Origin of the sequence: Sporosarcina sp. P32b (assembly GCF_002743335.1) — a bacterium.
Lineage (GTDB): Bacteria > Bacillota > Bacilli > Bacillales_A > Planococcaceae > Sporosarcina.
This window is the reverse complement of record NZ_PDZB01000006.1, coordinates 13,030-39,487: the sequence shown is the minus strand read 5'-3', so window position 1 is coordinate 39,487 and position 26,458 is coordinate 13,030. Positions and strand designations below refer to the sequence as shown.

At 44.7% G+C, this 26,458-nt stretch carries 29 protein-coding genes and 1 riboswitch; of the genes, 14 read left to right on the top strand and 15 right to left on the bottom strand.

The genetic code is table 11. From position 1 onward, the window contains the following. Positions 1–50: 50 nt before the first annotated feature. The 4 genes from CSV64_RS06550 to chrA all read right to left on the bottom strand — a co-directional run bounded on the left by CSV64_RS06550 (position 51) and on the right by chrA (position 4,737). Positions 51–575, bottom strand: coding sequence for a PCYCGC motif-containing (lipo)protein (locus CSV64_RS06550; protein ID WP_099633948.1), 525 nt, complete (start codon positions 573–575; stop codon positions 51–53). Positions 576–659: 84 nt separating this feature from the next. After that, positions 660–2,045 carry a class II fumarate hydratase gene (gene fumC / locus CSV64_RS06545; protein ID WP_099633947.1) on the bottom strand — a complete coding sequence of 462 codons (1,386 nt, stop codon included), beginning with the start codon at positions 2,043–2,045 and terminating at the stop codon, positions 660–662. Positions 2,046–2,259: 214 nt separating this feature from the next. Continuing rightward, positions 2,260–3,477 carry a multidrug effflux MFS transporter gene (locus tag CSV64_RS06540; RefSeq protein ID WP_099633946.1) on the bottom strand — a complete coding sequence of 406 codons (1,218 nt, stop codon included), beginning with the start codon at positions 3,475–3,477 and terminating at the stop codon, positions 2,260–2,262. A gap of 72 nt (positions 3,478–3,549) precedes the next feature. Next, positions 3,550–4,737 carry a chromate efflux transporter gene (gene chrA / locus CSV64_RS06535; protein WP_099633945.1) on the bottom strand — a complete coding sequence of 396 codons (1,188 nt, stop codon included), beginning with the start codon at positions 4,735–4,737 and terminating at the stop codon, positions 3,550–3,552. A gap of 232 nt (positions 4,738–4,969) precedes the next feature. Here chrA and CSV64_RS06530 point away from each other — a divergent pair, with 232 nt between their 5' ends. The 4 genes from CSV64_RS06530 to CSV64_RS06515 all read left to right on the top strand — a co-directional run bounded on the left by CSV64_RS06530 (position 4,970) and on the right by CSV64_RS06515 (position 9,293). After that, positions 4,970–5,590, top strand: coding sequence for a DUF47 domain-containing protein (locus CSV64_RS06530; RefSeq protein ID WP_099633944.1), 621 nt, complete (start codon positions 4,970–4,972; stop codon positions 5,588–5,590). Between the two features lie 13 nt (positions 5,591–5,603). Continuing rightward, the gene (locus CSV64_RS06525) at positions 5,604–6,602 is read left to right on the top strand and encodes an inorganic phosphate transporter (RefSeq protein WP_099633943.1); all 999 of its coding nucleotides are present in this window, start codon (positions 5,604–5,606) and stop codon (positions 6,600–6,602) included. Between the two features lie 191 nt (positions 6,603–6,793). Then, the gene (locus tag CSV64_RS06520; RefSeq protein WP_009766462.1) at positions 6,794–6,994 is read left to right on the top strand and encodes a cold-shock protein; all 201 of its coding nucleotides are present in this window, start codon (positions 6,794–6,796) and stop codon (positions 6,992–6,994) included. Between the two features lie 142 nt (positions 6,995–7,136). Further along, entirely contained in the window at positions 7,137–9,293 is a 2,157-nt protein-coding gene (locus CSV64_RS06515; protein ID WP_199168453.1) for an MMPL family transporter, read from the top strand. A gap of 46 nt (positions 9,294–9,339) precedes the next feature. Here the strand turns inward: CSV64_RS06515 and CSV64_RS16630 are convergent, their stop codons facing one another. Both CSV64_RS16630 and CSV64_RS06510 read right to left on the bottom strand, forming a co-directional pair. Further along, entirely contained in the window at positions 9,340–9,507 is a 168-nt protein-coding gene (locus tag CSV64_RS16630; RefSeq protein WP_158232159.1) for a hypothetical protein, read from the bottom strand. Between the two features lie 21 nt (positions 9,508–9,528). Then, positions 9,529–9,990, bottom strand: a complete 462-nt coding sequence (locus tag CSV64_RS06510; RefSeq protein WP_099634016.1) for a hypothetical protein — start codon at positions 9,988–9,990, stop codon at positions 9,529–9,531. A 276-nt stretch (positions 9,991–10,266) separates the two neighbouring features. Here CSV64_RS06510 and CSV64_RS06505 point away from each other — a divergent pair, with 276 nt between their 5' ends. The 3 genes from CSV64_RS06505 (at position 10,267) to CSV64_RS06495 (ending at position 12,217) form a co-directional block, all read left to right on the top strand. After that, positions 10,267–11,394: a CAP domain-containing protein gene (locus tag CSV64_RS06505; protein ID WP_099633941.1), complete on the top strand. Its 1,128-nt coding sequence runs from the start codon at positions 10,267–10,269 to the stop codon at positions 11,392–11,394. A gap of 98 nt (positions 11,395–11,492) precedes the next feature. Next, positions 11,493–11,942, top strand: a complete 450-nt coding sequence (locus tag CSV64_RS06500; protein ID WP_085427907.1) for a hypothetical protein — start codon at positions 11,493–11,495, stop codon at positions 11,940–11,942. Then, positions 11,927–12,217, top strand: a complete 291-nt coding sequence (locus tag CSV64_RS06495; protein WP_099627715.1) for a DUF2653 family protein — start codon at positions 11,927–11,929, stop codon at positions 12,215–12,217. The genes CSV64_RS06500 and CSV64_RS06495 overlap by 16 nt, the downstream gene beginning before the upstream one ends. Positions 12,218–12,677: 460 nt before the next feature. Here CSV64_RS06495 and CSV64_RS06490 read toward each other — a convergent pair whose 3' ends face one another. From CSV64_RS06490 to CSV64_RS06465, 6 genes are all read right to left on the bottom strand, one after another. Continuing rightward, on the bottom strand, positions 12,678–12,974 hold the full coding sequence (locus CSV64_RS06490) for a hypothetical protein (protein ID WP_099633940.1): 297 nt from the start codon (positions 12,972–12,974) through the stop codon (positions 12,678–12,680). Between the two features lie 60 nt (positions 12,975–13,034). Continuing rightward, positions 13,035–13,631, bottom strand: a complete 597-nt coding sequence (locus CSV64_RS06485; protein WP_233190417.1) for a superoxide dismutase family protein — start codon at positions 13,629–13,631, stop codon at positions 13,035–13,037. Between the two features lie 575 nt (positions 13,632–14,206). Beyond that, positions 14,207–14,596 carry an ectoine synthase gene (locus CSV64_RS06480; protein ID WP_099633938.1) on the bottom strand — a complete coding sequence of 130 codons (390 nt, stop codon included), beginning with the start codon at positions 14,594–14,596 and terminating at the stop codon, positions 14,207–14,209. Between the two features lie 15 nt (positions 14,597–14,611). After that, on the bottom strand, positions 14,612–15,892 hold the full coding sequence (ectB, locus tag CSV64_RS06475) for a diaminobutyrate--2-oxoglutarate transaminase (protein ID WP_099633937.1): 1,281 nt from the start codon (positions 15,890–15,892) through the stop codon (positions 14,612–14,614). A 66-nt stretch (positions 15,893–15,958) separates the two neighbouring features. Then, positions 15,959–16,483, bottom strand: a complete 525-nt coding sequence (gene ectA, locus CSV64_RS06470; protein WP_233190416.1) for a diaminobutyrate acetyltransferase — start codon at positions 16,481–16,483, stop codon at positions 15,959–15,961. Between the two features lie 607 nt (positions 16,484–17,090). Continuing rightward, positions 17,091–17,771 carry a phosphoribosylaminoimidazolesuccinocarboxamide synthase gene (locus CSV64_RS06465; RefSeq protein WP_085427902.1) on the bottom strand — a complete coding sequence of 227 codons (681 nt, stop codon included), beginning with the start codon at positions 17,769–17,771 and terminating at the stop codon, positions 17,091–17,093. Positions 17,772–17,936: 165 nt separating this feature from the next. On the opposite strand from CSV64_RS06465, the gene CSV64_RS06460 reads away from it, so the two are divergent. The 7 genes from CSV64_RS06460 to CSV64_RS06430 all read left to right on the top strand — a co-directional run bounded on the left by CSV64_RS06460 (position 17,937) and on the right by CSV64_RS06430 (position 23,551). After that, positions 17,937–18,158, top strand: a complete 222-nt coding sequence (locus tag CSV64_RS06460) for a heavy-metal-associated domain-containing protein (RefSeq protein WP_099633936.1) — start codon at positions 17,937–17,939, stop codon at positions 18,156–18,158. A gap of 15 nt (positions 18,159–18,173) precedes the next feature. Further along, a complete protein-coding gene (locus CSV64_RS06455; protein ID WP_099633935.1) occupies positions 18,174–20,075 on the top strand; it encodes a heavy metal translocating P-type ATPase in 1,902 nt (633 codons plus the stop codon). After that, positions 20,053–20,742, top strand: a complete 690-nt coding sequence (locus CSV64_RS06450; protein WP_099633934.1) for a Crp/Fnr family transcriptional regulator — start codon at positions 20,053–20,055, stop codon at positions 20,740–20,742. Before CSV64_RS06455 ends, CSV64_RS06450 begins: the two co-directional genes overlap by 23 nt. A 57-nt stretch (positions 20,743–20,799) precedes the next feature. Continuing rightward, a riboswitch (TPP riboswitch) is annotated at positions 20,800–20,908 on the top strand. Positions 20,909–20,978: 70 nt separating this feature from the next. After that, positions 20,979–21,578 carry a thiamine phosphate synthase gene (locus CSV64_RS06445; protein ID WP_099633933.1) on the top strand — a complete coding sequence of 200 codons (600 nt, stop codon included), beginning with the start codon at positions 20,979–20,981 and terminating at the stop codon, positions 21,576–21,578. Then, positions 21,562–21,768, top strand: coding sequence for a sulfur carrier protein ThiS (thiS, locus tag CSV64_RS06440; protein WP_099633932.1), 207 nt, complete (start codon positions 21,562–21,564; stop codon positions 21,766–21,768). Before CSV64_RS06445 ends, thiS begins: the two co-directional genes overlap by 17 nt. Then, on the top strand, positions 21,765–22,538 hold the full coding sequence (locus CSV64_RS06435; protein WP_099625385.1) for a thiazole synthase: 774 nt from the start codon (positions 21,765–21,767) through the stop codon (positions 22,536–22,538). Before thiS ends, CSV64_RS06435 begins: the two co-directional genes overlap by 4 nt. Next, the gene (locus tag CSV64_RS06430; protein ID WP_099633931.1) at positions 22,535–23,551 is read left to right on the top strand and encodes a ThiF family adenylyltransferase; all 1,017 of its coding nucleotides are present in this window, start codon (positions 22,535–22,537) and stop codon (positions 23,549–23,551) included. Before CSV64_RS06435 ends, CSV64_RS06430 begins: the two co-directional genes overlap by 4 nt. A gap of 396 nt (positions 23,552–23,947) precedes the next feature. Here CSV64_RS06430 and CSV64_RS06425 read toward each other — a convergent pair whose 3' ends face one another. The 3 genes from CSV64_RS06425 to CSV64_RS06415 all read right to left on the bottom strand — a co-directional run bounded on the left by CSV64_RS06425 (position 23,948) and on the right by CSV64_RS06415 (position 26,369). Then, positions 23,948–24,640 carry an ABC transporter ATP-binding protein gene (locus tag CSV64_RS06425; protein ID WP_099633930.1) on the bottom strand — a complete coding sequence of 231 codons (693 nt, stop codon included), beginning with the start codon at positions 24,638–24,640 and terminating at the stop codon, positions 23,948–23,950. 4 nt (positions 24,641–24,644) lie between these two features. Continuing rightward, complete coding sequence (locus CSV64_RS06420) at positions 24,645–25,715, bottom strand: ABC transporter permease (RefSeq protein WP_099633929.1); 1,071 nt, start codon at positions 25,713–25,715, stop codon at positions 24,645–24,647. A gap of 207 nt (positions 25,716–25,922) precedes the next feature. Beyond that, a complete protein-coding gene (locus CSV64_RS06415; RefSeq protein WP_099633928.1) occupies positions 25,923–26,369 on the bottom strand; it encodes a hypothetical protein in 447 nt (148 codons plus the stop codon). Positions 26,370–26,458: the final 89 nt, after the last annotated feature.

Here is a 26,458-nt window from a genome sequence, read left to right as displayed (position 1 = left end):
GCAGACCCACTCATTAAAAGAGTGAATCTGCAGCTTATAAAATCAACCACTCAAGCAGGCATTGGAGTATCTGTAGGTTTTGCATAGTCTCCGTTACCGTATTCCGTGTCAATTGCGTCACGGATTTCTTTCATGGACTTGCCGTCTTGCTTCATTTGTACGGATTTCACTGCGATCTCCAGGCAAACTAGGCAACGCGTGCCATGGTCGTCCCAGACAACGGAGCCGTCTTCGCGTATTTCATCCAAGAAACAATTCATATTGCTCTTGTGCCCGGCACTATCTCCGCAGCCACAATAGCAAGGCATGTATTCCAAAACGTCCGTTGCGTTGCCCGCCACTTGATAGACCATGCGCATATCTTCTGGCTTATCCTCTAAGAATGAAGGCAGGATATCCGCTGATGCGGTCACTTCCTGCAAGTCGCCGTTTGGCAAATGTTCTGCGTGGTCATGTCCTGCTTCTACCCGCGCATCTGTCGGATCAACTTCAGCAGGCTTTTCTGTAGCGCCGTTTCCGCATGCCGCAAGCGCTAAAGTCAGCGCCGTCAGTCCTGCCAGTACCTTCTTTTTCATGTATATTCCTGACTCCTTTGTATAGAGGTTATGCCTTTAGTATACAAGGTTTGCGGGAAAAACAAGCGTACAAATTCATGACAATTATGAGTTGCCCGTCATCTTGCTTGGGTCTACATATTCGTCAAATTGCGCTTCTGTCAATAAACCAGTAGAAAGTGCTGCTTCTTTCAGCGTTGTACCTTCTGTATGAGCTTTCTTCGCAATCTTCGCCGCATTTTCATAGCCGATATGTGGATTCAATGCTGTAACGAGCATCAAAGAGTTCTTCACTTTATTGTCGATTTCTTCACGGTTCGGTTCAATTCCTACCGCACAGTTATCGTTAAAGCTAATCATACCGTCAGCAAGTAATTTCGCTGATTGTAGGAAGTTGTAGATAATAACTGGTTTGAAGACGTTCAATTCGAAGTTCCCCTGGCTCGCAGAAAAACCGATTGTCGCGTCGTTACCCATTACTTGTGCCACAACCATCGTCAATGCTTCACTTTGCGTCGGGTTTACTTTACCTGGCATGATCGAGCTGCCCGGTTCGTTTTCCGGAATCGTAATTTCACCGATACCTGAACGTGGACCACTTGCCAACCAACGTACGTCATTCGCTACTTTCATCAAGTCCGCAGCCAATGCTTTCAGTGCGCCATGTGTATAGACGACTTCATCATAGCTCGTCAATGCGTGGAATTTATTTTGCGCAGATGTAAACTCAATGCCTACAGATTTTGAAATCTCTTCTGCAACTTTATCGCCGAATCCAGCCGGTGCGTTAAGTCCTGTACCAACTGCTGTACCGCCGATTGCGAGTTCTTTCATTGTCTGGACACTAGTTTCTAGCATGCTGTGCGTTTTCTCTAGCATTCTGTGCCATCCACTGATTTCTTGTCCTAACGTCAATGGCGTCGCGTCTTGCAAGTGCGTACGTCCAATTTTGATGATATCCGCGAAGTCTTTGGATTTCTTCTGAAGTGTTGCTGCTAATTTATCAATTGCCGGCAATACTTCACGCTCTACCGCAATTACACCTGCTACGTGTAGCGCTGTTGGGAATGTATCGTTGGAGCTTTGTGATTTGTTGACATCGTCGTTCGGGTGTAGGCGTTCTTCCTCGCCCCATTCCTCAAGCAACTGGTTACCTCGGTTAGCGAGTACTTCGTTCATGTTCATGTTCGACTGCGTACCGCTTCCTGTTTGCCAAACGACTAACGGGAAGTGCTCGTCCCATTTGCCTTCGATAACCTCTTCTGCTGCTGCTTTAATAGCTTTCATTTTGACTTCGGATAGATTTCCGAATGAATGACTTGCGATCGCTGCTGATTTTTTCAAATGGGCAAAGGCTTGGATTACACCAAGCGGAATGCGTTCCCCGCCGATTTTAAAGTTGTGCTTACTGCGCTGTGTCTGCGCTCCCCATAACTTATCTGCTGGTACTTGTATTTCTCCGAACGTGTCATGCTCAATACGATATTCCATCTTTACATCCACCTCTCAAAATAATAATCAGACTCTCTATCTCTATCATGCCCTATTTTCGCGCAAATTTGAATTAAAAAGGATTGAGAGTGGGAGTTATCTAGTGTGTACGATCGGATGGAAGCTCCGGCTGGCGGACGCTTTTCTAGAGGGCTCACCGCGAGTCCTCTAGAAAATCCCCCCTCCGAAGCGCCAACCCCAACAGTCTCTCTCCTTAAATCTCTTGCAGACGATACGCCTTCCGAACCACTGTAAAGTAGATCACCAACGCCGCGGTACTGCATGTCAATACGATAATACTAAGCGGCCAAGCCGAACTGTCTCCTGCGAGTCCTACTAGCGGCGAAACGATTGCACCGCCGATGAAAGGCAATAGCCCGAGAAACGCCGATGCGCTTCCTGCTGACTTACCTTGACTCTGCATCGCTAGCGAAAACGCTGCCGGCGACACTAAACCAACGCTCGATACCATAAAGAATAATGCCGTCGCAATTACGGCAAGTGGCCATTCATTCCAAACCGTCAATAGAAGTAAAATGCTAGCCGTGAATGAAAGTAACACACCCGCGCGCAGGAACTTCAACTCGTGAATTTTGCCCGAAAGTCGACCCGTCACTTGCGCTGCCGTAATAATCCCGACACCGTTCATCGCAAAGAACAACGAAAACTGTTGCGCTGTGACGTTATAAATATTCTGCAAAACAAACGGAGATCCTGCAATGTATGCGAACATACCCGACATGATCAAGCCTTGCGTCAACGCGATGCCTAAAAACCACTTATCCTTTAGTAGACCACTAAACGTCTTGACGACTGCCAGCATTCCACTCTCCGCACGCGCTTCAACCGGCAATGTATCCGGCAAGAAAAATGCTGTGGATAAAAACATTAATAAACCGATCACTCCAAGTAAGAGAAATACCGTATGCCACGAAGAGTAATTCAGCACGACTCCGCCAATTATCGGTGAAAGTATCGGTGCTGATCCACTGACGATCGACAGCATGGCCATGAATTTAGTTAATTCATTTCCTACATATAAGTCACGTGCGCAAGCTCTCGCGATGACAATGCCCGCAGCGCCTGTCATACCTTGGACGAAACGTAATGCAACGAAAATCCAGATATTCGGACTAAACGCACATAGAACAGAAGCGATTGCATACACGCTGAGCGTAATGACGAGCGGCTTCCGTCTGCCATAAATATCACTTAACGGTCCGAATATGAGCTGCCCTGCACCTAAGCCGATCAAACAGGCTGTCAAACTTAATTGAACTAGTGACGTTGAAGCATTTAAATCCTCCGCCACAATCGGCAATCCTGGCAAATACATATCCATCGATAGCGGACCGAATGCGGACAGTGAGCCGAGCAATACTACGAGCCAAACAGTTGGCATAGCAATCTTTTTTTGTAATGAAGTATTCATATGTACATAACCCTTTTCTTTTATAGAATTCATTTAGTATAACAAAAGCACTTGCATTTGGTTACTTTTATACTATATGGACAATACAGCTCCACCTACCGCACCGACTAGCACGACGATCCATGGAGGCATCTTCCAAAAGGTTAGCATACTGAATAAAATGGCCGCCAATGCGAAGTCCTCTGCACGCAAAATTGAGCTTGTCCAAATTGGATTATATAATGCCGAGAGTAAAATTCCAATTACTGCGGCGTTGACACCCATGACCGCTCCTTTGATTTTCGGATGATTGCGCAAAATGTCCCAAAAAGGCAGTGCTCCGATGATCAATAGAAAGGCAGGCAAGAAAATCGCAACGGTCGCGAATAATCCACCTTGCCAACCGTTCATCACGGCACCGAGATAGGCAGCAAACGTAAACAATGGTCCCGGAACGGCTTGTGTCGCGCCGTAACCCGCTAGGAATGACTCGTTTCCGATCCATCCCGCTGGCACTAATTCCTGTTCCAATAAAGGCAAGACGACGTGTCCTCCTCCGAATACGAGCGCGCCCGATCGATAAAAGCTATCGAATAACGCGATCCAGTAAGATCCCGTCAGTTCTCGAAGCAATGGCAATATACCAAGCAAAGTAAAGAACAGTGTTAAACAAATGATTCCTGTTTTCTTCGATATGAGGAATTTGGATGAACTAGCATCTGACGAATCGTGAACTTTGAACAGCCATAACCCTACTAACCCCGCTACTATAATCACACCGACTTGTGTGAAAGCCGCTTGCCATAAAAGAGTAACAACGAGCGCTAGTAATGCGATGGCCTTACGCTTAACATCCGGTGTTAAATTCTTCGCCATTCCGAGGACCGCATGGGCAACAATCGCTACAGCCACGATCTTCAATCCATGCAACCAGCCGGCCTCACTAACATCTGAACCTGCGAGAAGCGTAGCAAACAAGATTAATGCCACTACAGACGGCATCGTGAAACCTAGAAAGGAAACTAGCCCCCCTACTACTCCTGCACGTGCCACACCCATTCCAATCCCTACCTGACTGCTTGCCGGGCCTGGAAGGAATTGCGCTAACGCTACTAAATCCGCATACCCTTTTTCATCCATCCACTTCCGTTTCCGGACATACTCTTCATGAAAATAACCTAAATGCGCGGTTGGCCCACCGAATGAGGTCAGTCCTAGTTTAAGAGAGACGATAAATAGTTCTACTAGCCTTTTTACGGAAGCAGCTGTGTGATTCTTCATTTCGATCCCCTTTCCACTTACACAATGCTTTATTGCCGATCATCTCATGCATCCATGTATTTTCAACAGATTATGGAGAACTTTACGATAACTTAACAATCGCCGGACAAATTACGGACTAAAAAAAGCCTCGCAACTATCGCTCAAATTCTACATCGTTCGCTATCTTTTTTCGCACGGTTTTTGTATGATGTAATAACTATCGATGTCAACAATAGATGGAGGAATTTAGATGCTAGGTCCACGTAAACCCGATCCGTTTTTCACAGCGTTATTGGACATCGCCAAGCATGTGCAGGAATCTATGCACTATGCGAACGATTTCAAAGTCGATTCTGTCTCTGATTTGAAAGATGTGAGCATTCGAATGAAAGAATATGAAACAGCTGGTGATACGTTAATTCATGAATTAATCACGAAATTGAATACATCGTTCATGACACCAATTGAACGGGAAGATATTTTGAATATCGCGATTGCAATGGATGATATCCTCGACGGTATGGAGCATTTTCTTGCTAATCTTGAGATGTTTTCTCTCATTGAAATCGATGAATACATGCAGAAGTTCATGATCAACATTATGAAAAGTTCAGATGAGATCGTTTTGGCGATGGAATTGCTGACGAAGAAAAAGTTAGTCGAAATGCGTACGCATGCCGTGCAAATCAAAGAGTACGAACGAATTTGCGACGAAGTGTTGCGGACTTCCATTAAGCAAATGTTCATTCGTGAAAAAGATCCAATTCGCATCATTCAATTGAAAGATCTATATGAACTACTTGAAGATACCGCAGATTTCTGTCAAGACGTAGCAAATAATATCGAAACAATCATTATGCGCAACGCGTAAGGAGTCCTAAGCGATGGATACGATTCTCATACTAACCATTCTCGTCGTGGTATTTGCCTTGGCATTCGACTTCATCAATGGTTTCCACGATACAGCCAACGCGATCGCTACTTCGGTATCGACTCGCGCATTGAAACCACGGACTGCGATTATGCTTGCCGCCACGATGAACTTCGTTGGTGCGCTGACATTCACAGGCGTAGCAAAAACCATTACGAAAGATATTGTCGATCCGTTCTTATTAGAAAATGGTTCTCTCGTTATTTTGGCAGCACTCGTTTCCGCGATTATCTGGAACTTGGTCACGTGGTATTTTGGAATTCCTTCTAGCTCGTCGCATGCACTGATCGGCTCTATTGCCGGCTCAGCGATTGCGGCAGCCGGATTCGGCATTTTAAATTACAGCGGCTTCATTAAAATCATTCAGGCGCTGTTGCTATCTCCTATCATTGCACTCGTCGGCGGATTTCTTGTCATGACCCTATTACGTACGGTATTAAAAAATCGTAATTTATTTAAAGCCAACCGTCGGATTCGTTACATGCAAATCGGTACGGCAGCAATTCAATCGTTCACGCACGGTACGAATGATGCGCAAAAGGCGATGGGAATTATTACGATGGCGTTGATCGCAGCAGAATTGCAGACAACCGATGATATCCAATTATGGGTACGGATTGCGGCGGCGACGGCGATGGGAATCGGGACGTCAATCGGCGGATATAAGATAATCAAGACCGTTGGCGGCAAGATTATGAAAATCCGACCGATTCACGGGATTGCGTCTGATTTGAACTCCGCAGTCATTATTTTCAGCGCTACCCTCCTTCATTTACCTGTCAGCACGACGCACGTTATCTCTTCTTCTATTATGGGAGTCGGTTCAGCGCAACGCTTAAAAGGGGTGAAATGGGGAGTTGCACAGAAGATCGTTTTGACGTGGATTATCACGATGCCAATCTCTGCTTTAATGGCTGCAGTCGTCTATAAAATATTCACACTTTTCCTATAACTGCCTAAGAATCCAAGCGACCATTCTCTTCAACTAATCATTCTACTTGCTTTATCTGCCTTTTCTTGTTATGATAAAGAAGAATTATTTTTGTTCGACGTTGGTCTACGATTTATCTCGACCGTTTTTTAGAAATTGAGCAAGGATAGTAATACAATGTGTACACGAGTGTGCACGAGGAGGAAACAAACATGGAACAAGGTAAAGTAAAATGGTTTAACGCAGAAAAAGGTTATGGCTTCATCGAACGTGAAGATGGCGACGACGTATTCGTACACTTCTCAGCTATTCAAGGTGACGGATTCAAAACTCTTGAAGAAGGTCAAGACGTGTCTTTCGAGATCGAACAAGGACAACGCGGACTTCAAGCTACTAACGTAACTAAAAACTAATTTAACTATACAAACCACTTCCTTTTAGGAAGTGGTTTTTTTGTGCATTTCTTTCCATATTTGCGTAACACTTCTCTATATTTCCTTGTTATGATAAGCATAGATATGAGATGAATGAATTTTATGCATTGAGTGAGGAGGAATGACGTTGCAACGTTTCGGGAAGTTTGTAACCCAATCATATAAATGGATTTTCACGTTTTGGATTTTACTATTTGGGGTGATGACGTATTTCGCCATCCAATTGCCCGGCCTACTTGCTGGAGACGGCTTCCGTGTAGACGGTGAGCACGAACAAGTGATGAAGATTATCTCGGAAGACTTCGGCTTACCTGCAGAGTCTTTGTTTTTAGTTTTTGACGGAAAAACTGACGCAGAAATCGATACTTCACTTGATCAGCTGGAGAAGCTCGGTGTCATGTCGGATATCGTATCCCCTCTAGCTGAAAAAGCGCAGTATACGAAAGACTTATCCTATGCCTTGTTGCAATTTGATACGGCGCCTGATGATATGCCGCAAGTCGTGGAAGATATCCGCGGTGAAATCGATGGTCAACCAGGCGTGACGCTCACTGGCGGAGGAGCATTTGAACACGACGTCAACCAGGCTAGTCAACGCGATTTGATGACAGCTGAAGCAATTGGTTTGCCGATTGCGATTATTGTGTTGCTGTTTGCGTTTGGCACCATCGTGGCTTCATTCGTTCCATTGATCGTCGGCATTGGCACGGTCGTCTCTACTCTCGGCATTTTAGCATTGCTCGGCAATACGGTGGACCTTTCCATTTTCGTACTGAATATCGTACCGATGCTCGGTCTCGCCCTCTCGATCGACTTCGCGTTATTATTCATTAGTCGCTATCGGGAAGAGCTGACTAAACGCAGCGTGACAGAGTCTATCATCATGACGATTCGCACTGCTGGTCGTTCGATTATTTTCTCTGCTGTTTGTGTGTTCATTGGACTCGGTGCAATGCTTCTTATCCAAGTAGATATTTTCATGAATATCGCACTCGGAGGGATGATTGTCGTCGGGATGGCGGTCGTTTCTTCCCTTACTCTTCTGCCTTCCGTTCTGCTGATGCTCGGTGATCGCATCCATAAAGGACGTTTGCTAAAAGAGCGTGGCGAAGATGCGAACGGTTGGAGAAAGTTTGCGCATTATGTAATTAAGCGCCCCGTTACGATTGCGATCGTAGCATTTGTGTTACTTGCCATTGCTGTAATTCCAGTAAAAAATATGGAATTAACGATCCCGCAGATTGATTCACTACCGGAAACCTTTGATACTCGTGTAGCTTTTGAACAGATGCAAGATACATTTGGTTTAGGCGACGAGAGCACTGTTTTCTTGATCGCAGAGCGTGACGGTAGTTGGAAGACGACGGAAGGTCTTCACGACATGTTAACGTTACAAGATCAGTTGACGGACGATGCTTTGGTCAAAGATATTTCGACGGCCTTTACGATCAGCGGAATTGATAATGTTGCGCAATGGGAGCAAACGCTTCGTATTCCGCAAATGTACGACCAGCTCAATCCGGTATTGAAGAAATTCACAGACAGCGGTAACCGCTTGTTCATTCCCGTGACATTACAGGCTGCCGGCAGTTCCAATGAAGCACAAGACTGGATCCGCGATTGGTCAGAGAAAGATACCGGTTTTAACATTTTGCTTGGCGGTGAACCGCGGTTTAACCAGGAAATCTTCGATGAAATAGCGGATCACATCGTATACGTATTGCTCATTATCATCGTCTCTACCTTCTTCATCTTGATGTTCGCATTCCGTTCATTGATCATTCCAGTGAAGGCGATTCTGATGAATATTCTCGGATTATCCGCAACATTCGGCATTCTCGTCTATATATTCCAGTATGGCCACTTCGGATTAAATCCAGGTACCGTAGCGCTCATCATTCCAGTCATCGTCTTCAGTCTCGTGTTTGGCTTGAGCATGGACTATGAAGTATTCTTAATCTCGCGCATGCAAGAAGAGTTCGCGCAGTCGTTCGATAATGATAAATCTACAGTCGAAGGACTGGCCACGACGAGTAAAGTCATCACGTCTGCCGCGCTGATTATGATCGTTCTAACAGGCGCCTTTGCGTTTACAGACGTCATGCCCGTGAAGCAAATCGGCGTCGGGATTGCAGTCGCAGTGGCGATCGATGCGACGATTATCAGACTGTTGCTAGTTCCGAGCTTAATGAAACTGTTTGGCAAATGGAACTGGTGGTTGCCGTTTGGTAAAGGCTTGTATCGTTCGAATAGCCAGAAATATAGTGTGAAAAAATAAAAAGTGCCTGTTGAGAATCGTATATTCTCAACAGGCTCTTCTTCTTTTATTGCCAACCAAATGTGCCGATTTCGGTATACGACTGGTTGTCCAATGATTGATGATTTTTTTGTGTAGGATTATTTTTGAAGGTAGTCTGAACCATTAATACGACGCCCACTACCGCCACAATCAACACGACAATCAGCCAAATCGCAACTGTTTTACCCTTCATTCGATATCACTCCTGTAGCTGTTATTTCGTTTTGACGGAAAAGCCTTCTTCTTTCAAATAACTTGCCGCCTCACCGTAATCTCCGAAGCCTTCTTCCAAGTTTACTTCATGGTAAATATTAAAGAAGCCATCTTCTTCAAGAAGTGTCAGCATCTGACCATTGGAATTCTGCCATGTTTCTGCGATCGTTTCAGGTTCCTCTACTTCTGTCGCCAATCCTTCAATTGCCGCACGAATCACTGCACGGAATTCATCCGCAGAGTATTCGCGTACATTGACTAGACCGCGGTCATCTGCCTCATAGCCTTTCACATCTGCTACGTAAACAAATGCGTTACCGTTCGGGTGCAAATGCTGCACGACTACCGTTTTATCGTATAAAGACTCTTCATAATGATAGTTCAAGCGCTTCATAGACACTTCTTTCTTCACTAACTCCGGGAACTCTTCTATAATCTGTTGTTTTTCTTCAAATGTTAACATATTTTTTCCTTCTTTCTCTTGATATTCAGTGTTCATCTTGTTCGCCATTCCGTAATCAGGACAAGCAATATAACGACTGCAATTGCGACTATATAAAACCAGGAAGGTACACTGCTCACACCACCGAACATGCCATCCACTCCTTCCAAACTTCCATTCTTTTTTTAGTATACCCTTTTTCCTGCTACTCTGGAGGATAATTTTCAACATTTCATAGTTACCACTGTATTGCTGAGGGGGAAACAGAGTATAATGTGATGGAGGAGTGGGTTTCTTATGATAAAACGCCTGTTTCAGTTACTCTTTCTCGCCGTACTACTCTACGCTTTCAAGCCCTTATGGGAAGGCCCGGTATCAGAACACGTGGATTTATCGTTTCTCGATCCGCTTGATGCCAAAGTAGAAACTGTGCTGAACGAGGAAGTAGTTGGATCTGCGCTTGACTATACAAAAGAATCGATTGTCGATTTAATTACATTCATTTCCGAAAAAGCAAACGGAAGCAGTCCCCCAGAGGAAGTTGCCCAACCTGTGCTCGATGCGCCGGCAACAGGTATTATTTCTATTCACAATATCGAAATCGGTACAACCGAAGCACAAGTGAAGGAAAAGCTCGGAGACCCTACGCGGAAATCCGTTAATGAATACGGCACAGAATGGCTGACGTTCCATGATAACTATCAGAACTTTGTCATGCTGTCATACGATATTAAACGTCGCGTCAATGCGATTTATACAAATGATCGCCTGATTGCTTCATCTATCGGTATCGAATACGGCGTGCCAAAAGCAGAAGTACGTCAAGGACTCGGCGAACCAATCTCTGAAATCCGTAAAGGGGCAAACATTTATAAGTTGCAAAACGATGAGGGCATGGACATCTTTCATTCAGATGGACTCTATATGTATGTTTTTTATGATCTGCATAATGAAAATACCGTAACCGCAGTACAATTAATCTCGGATTCGCTAGAGCAAAGAAAGTCCGCGCTCTACGCCCCTCAAAACGATGCGATGCGCCAAGGCTTTGAGATGCAATTATTTGATTTGACGAACGCGGCAAGAGTTCGCCACGGTCGTTCCATTTTAACATGGGATGAACTCGCATCTGAAACGGCACGTCTACATAGTACCGATATGGCAGTGCAAGATTACTTCAGCCATGAAAACTTACAAGGCGAGTCCCCTTTCGATCGCATGAAAAAACAAGGCGTCCAATTCGTCAGTGCCGGTGAAAATCTAGCATATGGTCAATCCAGCAGTATCTTTGCACACGAAGGGCTAATGAATTCAAAAGGCCACCGAGAAAACATATTAATCCGCGACTATCAGTTCCTTGGGATCGGTGTAGATTTCAACGACAAAGAACAGCCATTTTATACGGAAAACTTCTTCGCTAAGTAAGGGAATTTCCTTTCATTACGGCTAGTTATCCAGTAAAATAAAGAGAAGGGCATGGGTAGATCCAAGACCTTCACTACAGCATTAAAGGAGATTATCAATTGAAAAAATTTGCTGCATTTTTCCTCGCTGCGACATTGATTTTGTCGCCAATCGGGAACATCATCTTCCAAGATGAAATTACTGCCGAAGCACGTGGCTATAAGTCTGGTAAGAAGAGCTTCAGTACACCTAACCGTGTACAACCGAACAAAGCAGAAAAGAAACAAGATACCAATCAAAGTAACGATAAAGCAACAGCAGGTAAGACAGCTAAGAAGCCAGGCGGTATGGGTGGCGGCTTAATGAAAGGTCTATTCGTTGGTGGACTGGCAGGTCTATTATTCGGCAGCTTGTTTGCGAATATGGGTATGCTTGGATCCATTATGGGCTTGCTCATTAACGTGTTAGCGATTGTCTTCATCATTTACATGGTTCGGAAGATTTTCGCGATCTTCAAAGAGAAAGAGCGTAAACGCAATGAGGACATGAATCAATGGAACAACAGATAATTTACGAACAGGACGTAGTAAATGCAGTATGTGTATTGATTGCAAAAGAGTCACGTGCAATGCCAGACGACGTGGAAGTCGAACTTGCTTACGATGACGACACTGGGTTTTCAGCAGATGCCGAGCTAAACGGCAAGATGCATCATTTGGATACCTCCCGTCTAGTCGAAGCGCTTCGCCTTTGGATCGAGCAGTATCTCGATCAGGATCCGATGGCAGCAGGCATTCAGCTAAAGCTGGATGATGAAGAAGGGATTATCGCGATTGTTCGATAATCAACAGGACGCCCCTTTCCGGGAGGGCGTTCTTTTTTTCGTGTTCAATAGTTTTTCAATAGTTTAATGGAGAGGCTGGCAGTGGTGTTGGGGGTGGGGAATGGTGCTTCGGAGGGGACGCTTTCCGGAGGGCGGGCGGTGAACCACACCCCTTCGCTTCGCTCGCTGGGTGTTTCACCTGTCCCACTGATCCTCCAGGAGTCGCCCCTCCTACGCACCAATCCCTTACAGTGTGGGTGGGTGATACTTTTCGTTGCGCATTAAAGTAAGTGTTGTAATACACTTTTGAACTTCAGTACTTGAATTAAAATAAGTTAAGACAAAACAATAATTCACACACTATCGACAGTAAGTGTTCTTAGTCCTTCCACTATAAAAGTAGGTTGGAAGCGGAAGTTGGGGGCGAAGTGCAAAGATGTGCTCATAACGCTGCGCTTTTACTCGCAAAAGCCGTTCTTCGTTACGGCTCTTCCCGATGGATCAGCCCGATCAGGTGAGACAACCAATAGGGAGCTCGCGACCTGGTTGGCTCACCGCGGGCCCATGGAAAAGCGTCCGCCAACTGGAGCTTCCATCCCACGTACTCACTAAGTAACTCACTCTTTCCAAGCACGTGCACTTGCACTTGCACTTGCACTTGCACTTGCACTTGCACTTGTACTTGCACTTGCACTTGCACTTGCACTTGCACTTGCACTTGTACTTGTACTTGCACTTGTACTTGTACTTGTACTTGTACTTGTACTTGTACTTGCACTTAAACAAGTCGAAACAACACAAAAAAAGATGCCCCAAAACTCCGGGACATCCTACTTTATTACTTCATATTCTCAGATGTAATCTCAGCACAAGCAAATGGCGTTCCTGAATCACCAGCTGGATCCGTTACGTTATCATCCGGACCTTCATGGATAACCAAAGCTGTTCCGTCTTCATCAATTAATGAATTGTCTTTTCCGGACTCAAGCGTAACTGCATCTGTCGTTACAGTAACTTTTGCATTCCCTTCTTCATCCGCCACAAGATTCTCCAAGTCTCCTGCATGGTGTCCTTCCGGATTCTCTAACCCGTGTTTTTTATCCGTTGGGTTAAAGTGACCGCCAGCCGACTCTTTAAAGTCCGGCGCTGTACAGACGCCCGTTTCATGGAAGTGCATCCCGTGTTCACCTGGCTCAAGCCCCATTACGTCAATGTCCATCGCTACGCCAGACGGTCCTTGCGTTAGCGTTACAGAACCGATTTTTTCTCCGTCAACATTCATAACCGGCGCCATCACTTCAGGCTCCGCTGTTCCCTCTTCTTCCACGACTGGATCACCGCTGCCGTTCACCGGTTCTTTTTCTTCATCCGCCGCGCCACCGCAAGCTGCCATCAATAATGCCGAGCCCAATACAATACTAGGTAGTTTCCACATAATTAAATTCCTCCTCGTGTAAGTTATGTACATTACTGCTCATTACCGCTTGGATAATGAACTCATAGTGTGTAGTGTACCCTATTTAACGCAATTCTAACATGTAAACGGGATTTTATGAGCGGAGCATGTGCTGGATAGAGCGGATAATTTGTGACATTGAGCGGACGCCGCCATGCAATGAGCGGTTAACGACTGACTTTGAGCAGATTTAGCATTGCATAGAGCGCTTAAACACTAACTTTGAGCGGATCTAGGGTCGCATTGAGCGATTCAAGGGATGACTTTGCACGGATCCATTGGTTACCTCCTGACCTTGAGCAGCCATAGATAGAAAGCATCGCATTGAGCGCTCCCCCCCATGACATAGAGCGGAGCCAAGACTACATTGAGCATTTATAAGGACTGATAGAGCACTCGCCCAGAAACTAAGAGCGGATAAGCCACAATATAGAGCACTCAGCCAAATTAATGAGCGGCCCTCCTTCTTACCCCTTCCTTCATTCCACACAAAAAAATACACTCCAAGGAATTACCCTCAGAGTGCTCACTAACCATAGTACATTCCACAACACTTAATCTTCAATTAACGGATACACACCGTTCTCATCATGCGTCTCCGTTCCAACGACTGGCGGGTTAAAGACACAAATCAAGCGCATGTCTTCTTTTCCACCGCGCAAATAATGCTCGTCGTGTTCATTCAACGCATACATCGTACCATCTTTGATCGGATAGACTTTACCGTCTGCGATCGTTTCAATTTCTCCATCGCCTGCTACACAGTAGACAGCTTCTAGGTGGTTTTGGTAATGGATATGTGTCTCAGTTCCAGCATAAATAATCGTTTCGTGGAACGAGAAGCCCATATTGTCTTTCTTTAGCAAGAAACGTCGGCTTGCCCACGTTTCCGCTTTTGTTTCATTTTCGCTACCAATAATTTCATCTACTGTACGTACTATCACTGAACATTCTCTCCCTTAGTTTTTAACAATTTCTTCAATCGCTTCTTCTAGAATATCAAAGCCTTGATCGATACCTTCTTCATCCATAATCAATGAACCGAGGAATTTAACGACTTCGCCTTCAGGTCCAGACGTTTCAATGATCAAGCCTTTTTCAAATGCTTTTGCACAGATTTTATCCGCATAGTCTTCCTTGCCTTCACCACAGACGATTCCTTGCATGAAGCCGCGGCCACGTGTTGTAGCTTTCAACTGTGGATAGTCTTCGACGATGGTTTCCATACGCTTCGTGATGAGCTTAGATTTTTCTTGTACCGATTTAGCGAATTCATCTGTTTCCCAGTACGATAAAGCTTCAGTCGCTGTCAAAATCGCCATGTTGTTGCCGCGGAATGTTCCGTTATGCTCAGCTGGACCGAATGTATCATATTCTGGTTTGATCAGCGTGAGTGCTAATGGTAATCCGTAGCCACCAATGGATTTGGATAGACAAACGATGTCCGGTTTAATGCCGGCTGGTTCAAAACTGAAGAAAGTTCCAGTACGTCCACAACCTGCTTGCACATCATCGACAATTAATAAGATATCGTAATTTCTGCATAGACGTTCCACTTCCCGCAACCACTTAAAGCTTGCCGGATTGATGCCGCCTTCCCCTTGTACCGTTTCGAGAATCATAGCTGCTGGCAAATCCAAGCCACTGCTTGCATTTGCTAAATACTTTTTCAGGAAGTTCAATGATTGTCCTTCTTCTAAAAACGTATCAAACGGCATAGAGGTCGTATTGGTAAGCGGTACTCCTGCTCCACCACGGTTGTATGAGTTGCCTGTTACAGACAACGCACCAAGCGTCATGCCATGGAAACCATTCGTAAAGCTCACAATATTTTGACGTCCCGTAACTTTGCGGGCGATTTTCAGCGCACTTTCGACTGTATTCGTCCCAGTAGGACCAGGAAACATTACTTTATAGTCCATGTTTCGCGGCTGCAAGATCACTTCGTTAAATCGTTCAAGAAATTCTTTTCGGACCGTTGTCCCCATATCCAAACTATGTGAAATTCCATCGTCTTGAATATATTCAATCAGCTTTTCTTTCATTCTATCGTTATTGTGGCCGTAGTTTAAAGCACCTGCGCCGGCGAAGAAATCGATATATTCTTTACCTTCCGTGTCCCACATTTTATAGCCTTTTGCTTTGTTGAATACTGTTGGGAAACTTCTGCTGTAACTTCTCACTTGCGACTCGCGATTCTCGAATACTTCCATTACTTTCTGACTTTTTGTCAGTACCATGTGTAATTAATTCCTCCGTTAGATTCTGTATTTTCCAGTGTCATGTTGCGGCAATCGGCTTGTTTCTCAGAATGGTCCAATGCGGAACAGTTCTTCTGATTCATGCCCGCCACCAGGGAATTGATCTTTCGTATAGCCATCCGTTATCGTGCATTCCGTCTCCAAATCGCGTGCTAAGCCTGTAAATAACTTAGTAGACGCCTCATTAGATGGTGTGACGGTCGCTTCTAGATAGCGAATATTCCGACATGCATTACTTTGCAAAATCGTATGCAACATACGGGAAGCTATACGCTTACCACGTACCGATTCATCGACTGCGACTTGCCAGATAAACAATGTATCTTGCGCTTTCGGTTGAATAAAGCCTGAAATGAAGCCTACAAGCTTTCCGTGATCTTCTACGATAATACTCGTGTCACTGAATTGGTCTGCCCACAGCAAATAGCTATAGGAAGAGTTTAAATCCAGTACGTTCGTATCTTTAATGAGCTGCCAGATGAACTTTCCATCGTCTACAGTCGGAATACGAAATGAATACGGATCGTTCGGATCTAGCCCTGCAATCGAAACTTTGTGTTTTGTGTCCAAACAGTTTCTCCTCCAAGTTCTCTTACATGTAGTTGTACAAGTATTCATCATCTGTGAATTTCTAAGATGTGCGCTTCGTTACCCGAGAACACGATCTACTTATAATACGTTCGTCGAATAGTCATCAATGTGAGGTTTTTACGGACCGAGCACATACACTCGGCAGATTCTAGTTATGAATCTAGCGGATATAGCAAGGGTACTTACGTAGAAAAGCCAAAATGGAGATTCGTGCTGGCTACTATGGGTGCTATCTTTCTGCCTTGCGGTATGAAGAGCAAAAAAGAGCGCCTTTACAAAAGCGGGGAGCTTTTGTTCATGGAAACAGCAGATATATTAAAGATTCGCTGATATGAAAGACACTTTCATTATCTAAAATTTACTACCATACGCATTCATCCAACCAACGTTCCCACACTGGCGAAGAAGCAAACTAGGTGTCGCCTGTGACACTGGTTGCTATTATAGGAAACTCTGAAAACGTTGTCAACAGTAAATATATCATTTTATTTATTTGATTAAAAAGTAAAGCGCGACTAAGTCAGTCAGCGTATAGCCTGAGAGAGAATATAAAAAACCGGAAACATTTTTCGTTTCCGGTTGAATTTTATGAAAATAATATCTTTTCTAATTCCATTGGTGCAATATATGTATCGCCTTGATAGACGCGCATATTGCCTCCTGAAATTTCATCGATCAACATGATATTTCGCTCAGGATCGCGACCAAACTCTAATTTAATATCATATAGCTCTAAACCTTTTTCTGCCATCTCTGATCGGACTACTTCAGAAATTTGCTGAGTTAATTCTTTAAGAGTTGCGTATTCTTCATGCGTCAAAATGTGAAGTTGTGCCAAAGCATCTTCTGAAATAGGTGGATCTTGACGTTCGTCGTCTTTCAATGTCACTTCCACGAAAGCATCGAGTACTTGTCCTTCTTCAGCATACGCACCGAATCTGCGCAAGAAACTTCCGACCGCACGGTATCGACAAATCACTTCTAATCCTTTACCAAAGACCGTAGCAGGCTTCACCGTCATCGTTACTTCATCTAGATCAGCATCGATGTAATGTGTCGGTATGTTTTGCTCCGCCAATTTCTCAAAAAAGTATTGTGTCATGCGAAGTCCGGACTTTCCGGCGCCATCAATTGTCAGGCCTACTGTGTTGGCACCTGGATCGAATACACCATCTTCCCCTGTTACATCATCCTTGAATTTCAATAGCACGTGGCCATCTTCCAAGCGGTAGACGTCTTTCGTTTTACCAGAATAGGTTAATTTCATCCGTACGATTCTCCTCTGTTCATAAATGTGTACTACTTATTCAGTATAAAGCACTTTGGTCAGAAGAAAAAGTCTTGTTTGACGAATCTTGACAGGCGTCAAGGCAGTGTACACAAAAATTTCTTATACTTAAGATAATAAATACAAACGAAAAGGATGAGGAAAATGAAAAAAGCCGTATTTTTAATGGAGCCATTCAGCTGCCCATCATGTGTTAAGAAAATTGAAGGTGCCCTATCCCGAGCGAAGGGTGTACAACAAGTAAAAGTATTATTCCACTCCAGTAAAGTTCGGGTCGAGTTTGATGAATCTGTCGTAGAAGCCAATGAATTGCAGGAATTGATTGTCAAACTCGGCTATCCAGTTCTCAATCAAAAAGTCTCATAAAGAGGAGGTATTCAAATGAATGCAAAACAAACTGTGCGCATCACTTCCCTATCCGCGATGTTGCTTGGTATAGCGATCATCTTGCACTTCGCGGGCCTTCATGACGCGCGTCAGATTACATTAATCGCTGCCACTATCATTGCGGGTACTCCGATTGCTATAAAAGCGTGGAAAGCTATTCGAATGAAAGCTTTCAGTATTGAGCTTCTTGTCACCATCGCCGTAATCGGTGCACTGTTTATCGGCGAGTATGTAGAATCCGCGGCAGTAACTTTCCTATTTTTATTTGGAGCATTACTTGAAATTCGTACAATGGAGAAAACACGCTCTTCCCTCAAAGCACTTGTAGATCTGGCCCCGCTAGAAGCGAGTGTCCTTCGGGATGGTAAACTAACGACGATTGCTGTTGATGACGTAGAAATCGGTGACCGGGTAATCGTTCGCTCAGGTGAACAAGTTCCGGTAGACGGTCCGATTGTTTCAGGAAATGCTTCTCTAAATGAAGCAGCCATCACAGGAGAATCGGTACCCGCATCCAAATCACTAGATGATCAAGTATTTAGCGGGACGTTAGTAGACAATGGCTATATCGAAATAATTGCTGAACGTGTAGGTGACGATACAGCATTCGCTCGTATTATCGAGCTAGTCGAAGAAGCACAAGAAGCCAAGTCGAAAACTCAAAAATTCTTAGAGCGATTTGCTAACATTTATACACCTTCCATCGTCATCCTATCGATTATCGTCTATATATTCACACGCAATATCGAAATGACATTAACATTCCTTGTCATCGCTTGTCCTGGTGCCCTCGTCATTTCAGCCCCCGTCTCGATCGTAGCCGGAATTGGTAACGGAGCCCGTCACGGCGTGCTCATTAAAGGTGGCGACGTGATGGAGCAATTGGCGAAAATCGACACTGTCGTCTTTGATAAAACAGGTACTTTAACTAAAGGACGTCCAGAAGTTACTGACATCCATAGCTTTGGCATCGACAAAGAAGACCTATTACGCTTAACTGCAGAAGCTGAACTGATGTCTGAACACCATCTCGGCCAAACGATCGTTCGCGAAGCAAAAAAACGCTTGATTCATTTAAAACACCAAGCACAAGACGCACAAGTTATGAAAGGTAACGGACTTCTTGCTGAAGTAGACGGCCAGCAACTGGCGGCGGGTAACCGAAAGCTGATGATCTCACAAGGTATAGCTATCTCTCCAACTATAGAAGAATATGCATCCAAGCGAGAAAAAGCAGGTAACACAGCCGTGTTCATCAGCATTGGCGGAGAAATCGCAGGTATTATTTCCATAGCGGATCAAATCCGTCCAGAAGCCGCGGCTGCTCTGGCTAAACTACGAAGAAATGGTATTAAACAAATGATTATGCTAACGGGCGACAATGTACACACCGCCCGACTCGTTGGCGAACAACTTGGTCTCGATAGCGTCTATGCGGAGCTGCTACCTGAAGACAAAGTAGCCGCTGTCCAAAAGTTGAAAGCGGCAGGACATCGAGTAGCGATGGCAGGTGACGGAATCAATGATGCGCCGGCAATCGCCACTGCAGATATCGGGCTGGCAATGGGTAAAGGCGGAACAGACATTTCCATGGAAACAGCGGATATCGTCTTGATGGCGGATCGACTAGATCAATTCGCCCACGCCTATGCATTATCGAAAGCGACTGTGAACAATATGAAGCAAAACACATTTTTCGCAGTTGGCACAGTAGTTTTATTGCTAATCGGTGTACTGCTAGGCAAAGTCTTCCTAGCATCCGGAATGCTTATCCACGAAGCAAGTGTGCTTCTTGTCATATTGAACGCCATTCGATTAATACGCTATACTAGTGACAAAGTGTCCAATCGAAATGTAAGCGAGGTGAAGGTGAATGAGTCAGCAGCCCCACAATAACACGACCGATCATCGAATGTGTGTATCGCTTGTTCCACTGTTCAATCACTTGGAAAAAGATCAGATGAAGCACATTGTAGAACTTGCACGAAGCACCCCCTACCCACGTGGACAAATTATTTACAATGAAGGCGACCGCTCCGAAGGCTTGTATATTTTGCATAAAGGACGAATCAAAATATATCGCCTGTCAGAAAACGGCAAAGAGCAGATCGTACGAATTTTAGAGCCGGGAGATTTCACAGGCGAGCTATCGTTATTTGATGCTAAACCTCATGACGCCTATGCAGAAACACTCGAACCCGTAGAACTATGTGTTATTCAACGGGACCAAATGCAGCAACTTCTACAAGAGCATCCCGCAATTTCATTGAAGATGTTAGAGGAGTTCTCTTCCCGCCTCGCCCGAACGGAACAACGAGCGGCGCGAATCGGTATGGAATCAGCAGAAACGCGTATCGCGCTTTACCTAGTTGACTTATCAGAAGAACAAAGACAATTGATAGTCGAGTTACCAATGAGTCGCAAAGACCTTGCCTCTCACTTAGGGACGACACCCGAGACAATCAGTCGAAAATTAAGCGCCTTCGAAGAGTCTGGCTGGATTCGCCAGTGCAGTATGAAAGCAGTAGAAATTCTCGACTTGGATGCTTTATTGCTTTTATAAAAGAAACGCTTTTCATTCTACCGTACACGTGGTAGGCTAGTTCTGAAAACCAAATATTTTGACCATTAGGGGAATCCTTTACAAGGACTGAGAAAAGAGTGTGGCTCTGAAACCCTTATTACCTGAACAGGTTAGCACCTGCGGAGGGAAGTGGCGAGTCGTTCCGTATGTATTTCTGTCGACATTTCTACCACTTTCCGATTCGGGAAGTGGTTTTTTCTATTGGAGGGGAATGAATGAAATTATTGGGCGTGACCGACGACCGTCTTTCGGTGGATGAACTGACACTACATTTGTTGCGCACAGCACCGTTTCTTGATGCCATCATTTTGCGGGAAAAGTCCAAGTCAGATGAACAGCTAGTAGATCTAGTTACCCGTCTTGCAAGTACTGAATTCCCACTCGACAAGCTTATTCTTCATGCCAGACCTCACTTGGCTAGAAGACTGAAGCTCAAAAAAGTGCAACTGACTGGCTATGGTATGTCGTTACAGGAAGCACATCGAGAATTCCCCGAGCTCTCTTTTGGTTGCTCGATTCATTCATTGGAAGAAGCAAAGGTAGCTATGGATGAGGGAGCAAACTGGCTATTGTACGGTCATGTTTTCGAAACGTCTTCGAAACCTGGGCTGCCAGCGCGTGGAACGGAAGAGTTGTTTTCTATTGCACAGTGTAGTTCGATTCCTGTGTATGCAATTGGTGGAATTCAGCCGCATCACTTACCTAATTTACAGCAAAATCACGTGACAGGCGTGGCCGTATTATCCCCTATGCGTTCACTGAAAACTTTGCAGAGTTATAGAAAAGGAGAGGTATCTCATGGAGAAAATGATTGATCTGAACGGCAATTCGTACCCCGTCATTCCTGAAGTAGAGACGATCCAGCAGTTACTTGAGCACTTAGGGCTTGGCGATCGTATTTTGATCGTGGAGAAAAACAAGGAAATTTTGCAGAAAGATCACTACGACGCACCGATCATGGACCGAGACCAAATTGAAATCATACATTTTGTAGGAGGCGGATGAACATGTTAAAAATTGCAGATAAAGAATTCTCTTCACGTTTATTACTAGGCACGGGGAAATATCCTTCATTTGATATTCAAAAGCAAGCAGTGGCGGTGTCAGAAGCAGAGATTCTGACATTTGCGGTACGACGCATGGATATTTTTGAAGCTTCGCAACCCAATTTCCTCGAACAACTTGATTTAACGCGCTATACATTGCTTCCGAATACAGCAGGCGCTAGCACAGCGGAAGAAGCCGTACATATCGCACGTCTCGCCAAAGCTTCCGGACTTTGCGACATGGTGAAGGTGGAAATCATCGGCTGTAGCCGTTCGCTGCTTCCTGATCCTGTGGAAACATTACGCGCGTCTGAAATGCTGTTAGAGGAAGGTTTCATTGTATTACCCTATACTTCAGACGATGTAGTACTTGCGAGAAAACTATGTGAATTAGGTGTCCACGCTATCATGCCGGGTGCTGCGCCAATCGGCTCGGGCAGAGGCATTCTAAATCCGTTGAATTTGTCATTTATCATTGAGCAGTCCAATGTACCCGTCATTATTGACGCAGGGGTCGGCTCTCCAAAAGACGCTGCTTTCGCGATGGAACTCGGTGCAGACGGTGTATTGCTGAACACAGCCGTATCGGAAGCAGCCAATCCCGTCATGATGGCCGAGGCAATGAAGCTCGCAATTGAAGCGGGACGTCTCGGTTATAAAGCTGGACGTATGCCGGTCCGCGATTACGGCGTGGCTAGCAGTCCAACTGAAGGGCTTGTGACGACTTGAACAGTAAATATTCTCGGCAAGAGCTGTTTGCACCCATCGGACCAATCGGGCAACAGCGTATCCGCGAAGCAAAAGTTTTCGTCTTAGGAGCTGGTGCTCTTGGCTCTTCAGGAGCGGAGATGCTAGTGCGGGCAGGCGTCGGCGAACTGACCATTGTCGATCGCGATATTTTGGAATGGACTAATCTTCATAGACAGCAATTATACTCAGAACAAGATGTCATCGATCAATTGCCGAAAGCAATCGCTGCGGAAAGCCGATTGCGCGCGATCAACAGCGACGTGAAAGTTCGTGGGATTGTGGCGGATGTGACGCCTGAAAATGTCCTTGAATTATTCGAAGGCCATCATTTCATTCTCGATGGCACAGATAATATCGAAACTCGATTACTCGCAAATGACGCCGCATTACAACTCGGCATCCCCTTCTTCATGGGCGCTTGCGTCGGTAGCTATGGGCTGACATTTCCTATTGGTGTAAAAGAAGGAACGCCCTGCTTACATTGTCTGCTCGAAGCGTTGCCGCCACAGTCTTTAACATGCGATACAGTCGGCGTCATCTCGCCCATCGTCGTCACGACTGCCGCCCGTCAAACCGCGGAACTGCTGAAGTGTATCACGGGGGCGACGATGGAACCCCGCCTGGAATCCGTCGATCTCTGGACAGGCGAACGTGCCGCCATGAACGTACAAAGCATGAAAAAACCTACTTGTCCAAGTTGCTCAGACACCCCTGTCTATCCTTACTTGTCTGCCAATGAAGTAATTCGTACAGCCGTACTATGCGGACGCGACACGGTTCAACTGACATGGCCGAAGAACCGACAAGTTGAGCTGATGCCATTTGCTAATTCCATTCGCGATATTGTTTCTAATTTAAAGCAAAACCCTTATTTAGTTTCCTGTGAATATAACGACCATCGACTCGTGTTATTCCGCGATGGCCGGATGTTGGTGCATGGAACGAAGGATATTACGGCCGCGCGGAAGATCGTGGCAGGTTTGCTTGGGTGACGATTGGATCTTAGGTAGAGCGGTTGTGCGTGGTTTTATAAGCGGGTAGCGGGTCACTTTGAGCGGATGCCAACACTATTGAGCGCAGCCATGATTTTATGAATGAGCTACACGATTGAACTTGGCATTGAGCGGGTAACACGTCACTTTGAGCGGATCGCAAGCAGTATAGAGCGCCCCAGCAGTTTTATGAGCGGGTAACTCACCGCATAGAGCGGCTAGCGTGTCACTTTGAGCGGATTGCCAACACTATTGAGCGCGCCCACGATTTTATGAGCGAGCTCAATAGTAAACTCTATATCAGGTGCCCATCAAAACACCATCATAAAAAACGCTCCGGAAAGCCCTAAAACGGCCGTCCGAAGCGTTTATTTCATTAAAATTCTAGCCGTACACTTACTCAGTCACATCCGCCTCAGCCGAACTCTCTAGCCTCAATACACCATCCGTCATCTTGTACACTTTATCTACGTACTTGATCAATCGTACGTCATGCGTCACGACAATGGTTGCCGTTTGATTGGACTTCGTTTCATTTCGTAACAACTCCATTACTTCAAACGCACGATCAGAATCGAGCGAAGCAGTAGGCTCATCTGCCAAAAGTATCGCCGGCTTACTGAACAGCGCTTTGGCAATCGCCACACGTTGACGCTCGCCGCCCGATAAATCGGAAGGATAATTCTTATGCAACTTGGTAATACCTAAATCCTCGTATAACTTACGTTGCTCGTCTTTCGACATATTGTCTTTCTTCACTTTATTTAGCAATTCGAGTTGCTCGTCAACAGTTAAGAACGGGACAAGATTGGAAGCTTGTAATATAAAACCAATTTCCTGCAAACGAATTTTAGAACGTTGCTTTTCATTTAGCTGCGATAATTCTTTGCCGTTAATGATGACTTCGCCCTCGCTTGGTGTTTGTAGACCCCCAGCCACCGTCAGGAACGTACTTTTACCTGAACCGGATGGACCGATGACTGCGACCAATTCGCCACGTTCGACTACAAAATTGGTCTCTTTCATCGCTTCAACGAGCGTATTGCCTTCACCGAACGTCTTTTTCGCGTTTCGTAATTCGAGTACCATCGTTTTACCCTCCTATCGCTTCGAGCGGATCAATTCGGATAATCGTCCAAACCGAAATGACAGCTCCGAGAATCGCCACTACTATTAAGATCAAACCATAAATAATCATGGTAGGTATATCAAACATGATAGGCACTGCGTTAGGTAAGAAACTTCCCGCAAGTAATGTCAGACCAAATGCGAGGACAACCCCGATTAGCGCAAGAATGAATGTCTGCGCGATAACTGATCTTGCCAAATAGGCACTGGAAATCCCTTGCGCTTTCATTAGGCCAAACATGCTGATTTTCTGTACTGTCAACACGTACAAGAAAATCGCAACGATTGCAGCCGAGATAACGAATAGGAAATAAATCATATATGTTAACGTCAAATTCTGCTCAGTATAACCCGGCAGATTCTCAATGAACGTTTCCGTTTCAATGATTTCCGTATTGTCTGGCAAGGATAGTGCATCCCATTCTTTGTCTTTAATGACAATTGCGTTGACAATATCTTTATTCATTGTATACGCGTCTCCAAATTTAATTTTCTGCATGTCATTTAACTTCATGTAAAGTATAGGTGATGCATTAAAACGAGCCTTTTCCGTAAAGCCGACAATCGTCAGTTCCGTATCAGATGAAGATAGCTCCAGCGTATCGCCGATCTTAAAGCCTTCATCTTTCAACACATCCGATGCTACCACACCGTTTTGAACATAAAACGTCGGGTCCCCTTCACTGACTTCCGGCTTGATAAACTCATCTCGATCAATACCGAAGAGCATAACGTTTTGCTTGGTGTCACCGTTGTTCGCAATGGCACCCATTTGACTGACAACAGCTGTTTCTTTCGCATCTAGCTCATCGGCTACTTCTTTGTTGAGTGCCGATTCGTATAAACTTTTATCGGATTCCTCTGTCAGTAACACCGCATCAACTTTCCATGTGTCAATCGCTTCTCTGTTCATGCTGGCTAACCCATTTGCCAGTCCTGATAGGAAGAACACGAGGAACGACACCAATAGCAAGATCGATGTAATGAGTAAAAACCGTAATTTGTTCTTTTTAATTTCACTCCAAGCTAAAAACATGCATTCTCACTTCCTTTATAAGAAATTTTTTGCTTTTTCTTTCGATATACCATAAATCGATGAAATGCTTTGCGCAATTATTCATTTTACTCTACTGATATAAATATACTGCTATCCCTTAGTTTGTTTACACTTTGTATAATGTTTATGTTAATTGATTATACATCGCTCTGCCTACAAATACTAGAATAATTGATTAGCATAGACCTAATTCTTACTTTTCGAATTCCTACTGATCAAAACCCCTACAAAGAAACCATATACCGCGTGTCCCGCAATCCACCAAAACAAGGAAACCATGTTCGTAACATTTGGCGTACGGTCAGAAAATGAAGTCGTTGGATACAAGATTAATCCTATAACGACATTCACTAGAAAAGTGAATAGAATCACATTATTGCGGATGAAACCGTTGCATTTATCGTACAACGTCACTAGTATGATACAGAGCACAACTGATACAATTAGATGAAAAAACACTTCAATTACTTCTGGAAATGCATACTCTTTTACGATGGGGATGTAATCTACATTCAATAGCAAAGTATACACTTTCTGACCTGTAACGGACTGCACCCCTTTCAATAGTATAGCGAGAAAAATCCCCGTTATGACACCAATCCATGTACCTTGCACAATATATGTATTTTTCATTTAGACACCTTCCTAGAATGTAAAAATAACAGATTTGACTTACCTCGTCAAATCTATGTATAATGTTAGACATGAAGAACAGAGCGATA

Excerpts from the sequence above, each read along its gene's own strand:
- CSV64_RS06550 (WP_099633948.1), bottom strand. The coding sequence starts at position 575 with ATGAAAAAGAAGGTACTGGCAGGACTGACGGCGCTGACTTTAGCGCTT.
- fumC (WP_099633947.1), bottom strand. The coding sequence starts at position 2,045 with ATGGAATATCGTATTGAGCATGACACGTTCGGAGAAATACAAGTACCA.
- CSV64_RS06540 (WP_099633946.1), bottom strand. The coding sequence starts at position 3,477 with ATGAATACTTCATTACAAAAAAAGATTGCTATGCCAACTGTTTGGCTC.
- chrA (WP_099633945.1), bottom strand. The coding sequence starts at position 4,737 with ATGAAGAATCACACAGCTGCTTCCGTAAAAAGGCTAGTAGAACTATTT.
- CSV64_RS06530 (WP_099633944.1), top strand. The coding sequence starts at position 4,970 with ATGCTAGGTCCACGTAAACCCGATCCGTTTTTCACAGCGTTATTGGAC.
- CSV64_RS06525 (WP_099633943.1), top strand. The coding sequence starts at position 5,604 with ATGGATACGATTCTCATACTAACCATTCTCGTCGTGGTATTTGCCTTG.
- CSV64_RS06520 (WP_009766462.1), top strand. The coding sequence starts at position 6,794 with ATGGAACAAGGTAAAGTAAAATGGTTTAACGCAGAAAAAGGTTATGGC.
- CSV64_RS06515 (WP_199168453.1), top strand. The coding sequence starts at position 7,137 with ATGACGTTGCAACGTTTCGGGAAGTTTGTAACCCAATCATATAAATGG.
- CSV64_RS16630 (WP_158232159.1), bottom strand. The coding sequence starts at position 9,507 with ATGAAGGGTAAAACAGTTGCGATTTGGCTGATTGTCGTGTTGATTGTG.
- CSV64_RS06510 (WP_099634016.1), bottom strand. The coding sequence starts at position 9,990 with ATGTTAACATTTGAAGAAAAACAACAGATTATAGAAGAGTTCCCGGAG.
- CSV64_RS06505 (WP_099633941.1), top strand. The coding sequence starts at position 10,267 with ATGATAAAACGCCTGTTTCAGTTACTCTTTCTCGCCGTACTACTCTAC.
- CSV64_RS06495 (WP_099627715.1), top strand. The coding sequence starts at position 11,927 with ATGGAACAACAGATAATTTACGAACAGGACGTAGTAAATGCAGTATGT.
- CSV64_RS06485 (WP_233190417.1), bottom strand. The coding sequence starts at position 13,631 with ATGTGGAAACTACCTAGTATTGTATTGGGCTCGGCATTATTGATGGCA.
- ectB (WP_099633937.1), bottom strand. The coding sequence starts at position 15,892 with ATGGTACTGACAAAAAGTCAGAAAGTAATGGAAGTATTCGAGAATCGC.
- CSV64_RS06465 (WP_085427902.1), bottom strand. The coding sequence starts at position 17,771 with ATGAAATTAACCTATTCTGGTAAAACGAAAGACGTCTACCGCTTGGAA.
- CSV64_RS06460 (WP_099633936.1), top strand. The coding sequence starts at position 17,937 with ATGAAAAAAGCCGTATTTTTAATGGAGCCATTCAGCTGCCCATCATGT.
- CSV64_RS06455 (WP_099633935.1), top strand. The coding sequence starts at position 18,174 with ATGAATGCAAAACAAACTGTGCGCATCACTTCCCTATCCGCGATGTTG.
- CSV64_RS06450 (WP_099633934.1), top strand. The coding sequence starts at position 20,053 with ATGAGTCAGCAGCCCCACAATAACACGACCGATCATCGAATGTGTGTA.
- CSV64_RS06445 (WP_099633933.1), top strand. The coding sequence starts at position 20,979 with ATGAAATTATTGGGCGTGACCGACGACCGTCTTTCGGTGGATGAACTG.
- thiS (WP_099633932.1), top strand. The coding sequence starts at position 21,562 with ATGGAGAAAATGATTGATCTGAACGGCAATTCGTACCCCGTCATTCCT.
- CSV64_RS06435 (WP_099625385.1), top strand. The coding sequence starts at position 21,765 with ATGAACATGTTAAAAATTGCAGATAAAGAATTCTCTTCACGTTTATTA.
- CSV64_RS06425 (WP_099633930.1), bottom strand. The coding sequence starts at position 24,640 with ATGGTACTCGAATTACGAAACGCGAAAAAGACGTTCGGTGAAGGCAAT.
- CSV64_RS06420 (WP_099633929.1), bottom strand. The coding sequence starts at position 25,715 with ATGTTTTTAGCTTGGAGTGAAATTAAAAAGAACAAATTACGGTTTTTA.
- CSV64_RS06415 (WP_099633928.1), bottom strand. The coding sequence starts at position 26,369 with ATGAAAAATACATATATTGTGCAAGGTACATGGATTGGTGTCATAACG.